We start from the raw sequence: 3820 nt of genomic DNA on the forward strand, positions 1-3820 counted from the left end.
TTAACTTATACGATAAAGCAATCCAGCAATATATTCACCAAACCATTTAGCTGTATCTAAATCGCCTTGTGGAGGAGTAATTTCGACAGGCGCATTATCTGACTGGGTCATTAAGCCCAAACAACTCGATAATCGGTTTAAATCTTTTTCACTATGCCCTGTGGTCATTAAAGGCAAACCTGACCAAAGCATGCCATGTTGCATGGCAAAAATATTTAATTGTTGTAATACCGCGAGTTTATCGCCGCTCAATCCACCCGAATTTGCAAAGCCAGCTGCAAGCTTGCCTTGCCACAAACGTTCTTTCCAACGTTTAGAAGTACTGTCCATAAATTTTTTAAAATCGGCAGTCATACTTCCCATGTAAGTAGGTGATCCGAAAATAATACCTTGTGATGCATCCAGCGCATCCCAATCAATATGCTCAATATTCATTAAATGTACTTTCACCCCCATCACCTCTGCACCAGCAGCAATAGCAGAGGCCACCTTGGCGGTATGACCATATGGACTGTGGTAGACAATTGAGAGATGTTTTTCAGGCAAAGACATAAGATTAAAATTTTGAGCGATTTTTTCTATTTTATCATTTTATTAGCTCTTGCTAAACCTACATCTATAAATATGAAATAGAAGCGTTTCAGTACAATTCACAATCGTAATATCTTTAAACTAAATAAGACGCTCTCTTACTTTATTTAATGACTACAAAATAAGAGAGTGAATTTAATGATGTTTATAAAGCTTAGATAAAAACAAAGGTGGCCATGCGCCCAGTCTTCACATCACGACGATAAGAAAAATATTCATCGCTCTGTTGATAAGAACATTGGTCTCCGCCTAAAACTTGCTTCACACCTAGACTCTGCAAAATAAAACGTGCAATTGCATATAAATCTGCATGAAACTTATTTGGAGCTGCCCCCTCAACAAAAGCTGTTTCCAACTCAGGATACTTGTCACAAAAAGCAGCCTTTACTTCAGCCCCGATTTCAAAACAAGGTTGGCTAATCGCAGCTCCTAACCATGCCCAAGCTGGAGGGTTTTGCATAGCAGCAATCGTGTTTTCAACAATCCCACCTGCTAAACCACGCCAACCCGCATGTAAGTTTGCGACTTCGGTACCCTCTGCATTTCCTAACACGATAGGTAAACAATCAGCGGTCATCATCATTAAAGCATGGCCTTTGGTTTGAGTGACCAAACCATCACCTATTAAAGCCTTAAAAGGAATTTGTTCATTTACTGTATGGCAAATCGTACTATGTGTTTGAGTCATCCATGTCATTTTTTTAACACCGAACTTAGCAAACTCATCTAGCAATATCATGCGATGTTGCTGAACACGCTCTGCATCATCGTTGACATGTAAAGCCAGATTAAAGCCAGACAACTCACGTTGATCCGTTGGTAATGCCAAAGGATGTTGAACATATGTCTGTCCTACACATACGCCTTGAGGTAAACCTTGAACAAATTCCATATATGCGTCCTTAATATGCAGCGTTTTCAGAACGTAACACATTCACTAAATGTGTAAAATCTTCAGGCCACGGCGCTTCAAATAGCATTTCTTCACCAGTACGAGGGTGTTTTAAACCCAATTTAGCTGCATGCAATGCTTGGCGTTTAAAACCACGCAAAGTATCAATGAGTAATTCAGACGCCCCTGCTGGTACACGTACACGGTTCATATAAATCTGATCACCGATCAGTCCATAACCGATATAACTAAAATGGACACGAATCTGATGAGTTCGACCTGTTTCAAGACGAGCTTGTACACGAGTAAAATCTTTAAAGCGTTCTTTTACATTGTAATGGGTAACAGCATCGCGCCCGCCCGGTAAAATCGCCATTTTCACACGGTCAACTGGATGACGTTTGATAGGCTCATCAATCGTACCGCCAGCAATAACATTGCCATAAACAACCAAGTCGTATACGCGGTAAACCGATTTATTTGCCAACTGTTTACTTAAAGAAAATTGTGCTTCAAGACTCTTGGCAACGACTAACAAACCGCTAGTATCTTTATCAATACGATGTACTAAACCAGCGCGAGAAAGTTCCGACAATTTTGGAAAATGGTAAAGTAAGGCATTCACTAAAGTTCCAGAACTATTGCCAGCCCCTGGATGTACCACCATGCCGACTGGCTTGTTGATGACTAAAATTTCGTCATCTTCATAGACAATATTAAGTGGAATGTTTTCAGGTTGACTCGTGGTCTGAGCTTCAAGCTCAACTTCGAGTGTAAGCAGCTCTGTTCCTTCACAACGGTTCTTAGGCTTGACAATGTTACCATTCACCAACAGATGGCCATCCTTCAACCATTGTTTAAGCTTTTCACGTGAAAACTCATTCCACACCAAGGCCGCAACCTGATCGATGCGTTGTCCTAGATAGGTTTCATCTAACTGAACTTGCAACGATAAACGTGTTGCAGTTGTATCAGAAGTATGGTTATCTGCATCCTCAGAATCTTCAAGTAAATTGAAGTCGGTTTCAGATAAGTTTGTGTTTGAAGATTGTGCTGAAGTCATTTGATCATTGAGATAAAAGTGGTTTAATAGCGCAATTGTAGCTCATTGCCCAACATAACAGAGGAGTTTTTATGTCGCTACCACGTTATAAAATTACGATGCTTGCCTTATCTTTAGGTGTAGCGTCTGCATTTGTGGGCTGTAGCAGCAATCCAAGTAAAAAAGAAGTGGTCGATAGTGGCCCACAATCTAGTGAACAAGCTTACTTCGAAAAGGCCCAAAAGTCGCTTGACCGCGGTCAATATCTTGATGCGACCAAGTCTTTAGAAGCAATTGATACTTATTATCCGACTGGGCAATACGCACAACAAGCACAACTTGAACTTCTATATTCAAAATTTAAACAAAAAGATTATGAAGGCACGATCGCCTTAGCTGAACGTTTTATTCGTTTAAATCCTCAACATCCAAATGTAGATTATGCGTACTATGTTCGTGCTGTAGCGAATATGGAGCAAAACTACGACAGTTTAATGCGCTATACATCTTTACAACAATCTCATCGTGATGTGAGTTATTTAAAAGTTGCTTATCAGAACTTTGTTGATTTAATTCGTCGTTTCCCAAGTAGCCAATATTCAGTTGATGCTGCTCAGCGCATGAAATTTATTGGCCAAGAGCTTGCTGAAAATGAAATGACTGCTGCACGCTTTAACGTTAAACGTAAAGCTTGGATCGCTGCTGCCGAACGTTCGCAATGGGTAATTGAACACTATCCACAAACTCCTCAAGTTCCAGAAGCATTAGCGACTTTGGCTTATAGCTATAACCAATTAGGTGATAAAGCGACTTCACAACAATATATTGAAGTTTTAAAGCTTAATTACCCTAACTTGGTGAAAAAAGATGGTACGGTTAACATGCGCGCTGCCCGTAAAGAAGGCAACTGGATTAACCGTGCGACTCTGGGCATTTTCGGTCGTGAATCTACGGCTGCAACGCCAGAAAGCACAGCTGAAGCAGAAGCTCCAAAACGTGGTTTCCTTAATCGCGTGAGCTTTGGTTTAATTGGTAATTCGAATAAAGAAGAAACTGAAGAACCAGAAAAAACACCCGTTGAAACCTCAAAATCAGATCGTAGTTGGACAAATCGTTTAAGCTTTGGTTTATTAGATAAACCTGAGCCACAACCAGCAGAGAATACAACTGTTGCTCCTACTGTTAGTTCTACAGATGGATCAACTGATACTCAATCAAATGATGCAACACAAGGTACCAGCGACGCTGCTCAATAAGTTACAAACTTTAAAAAGCACCAATAAACAGGCAAGTGA

The 3820-nt window shown here is 40.4% G+C and carries 4 protein-coding genes; 1 reads left to right on the forward strand and 3 read right to left on the reverse strand.

Annotated features, from left to right (window positions below; translation table 11 throughout):
- The 3 genes from NL42_RS18060 to rluD form a co-directional block, all read right to left on the reverse strand.
- Positions 1-552, reverse strand: a complete 552-nt coding sequence (locus NL42_RS18060) for a flavodoxin family protein (protein WP_461313800.1) — start codon at positions 550-552, stop codon at positions 1-3.
- Between the two features lie 193 nt (positions 553-745).
- On the reverse strand, positions 746-1483 hold the full coding sequence (pgeF, locus tag NL42_RS18065) for a peptidoglycan editing factor PgeF (protein ID WP_461313801.1): 738 nt from the start codon (positions 1481-1483) through the stop codon (positions 746-748).
- 10 nt (positions 1484-1493) lie between these two features.
- Positions 1494-2546, reverse strand: coding sequence for a 23S rRNA pseudouridine(1911/1915/1917) synthase RluD (gene rluD / locus NL42_RS18070; RefSeq protein WP_446091820.1), 1053 nt, complete (start codon positions 2544-2546; stop codon positions 1494-1496).
- A gap of 71 nt (positions 2547-2617) precedes the next feature.
- Between rluD and NL42_RS18075 the strand changes: the two genes are divergently transcribed.
- Positions 2618-3781, forward strand: a complete 1164-nt coding sequence (locus NL42_RS18075; protein ID WP_461313802.1) for an outer membrane protein assembly factor BamD — start codon at positions 2618-2620, stop codon at positions 3779-3781.
- Positions 3782-3820 lie beyond the last annotated feature (39 nt).

This window comes from Acinetobacter sp. GN11, from assembly GCF_054823985.1.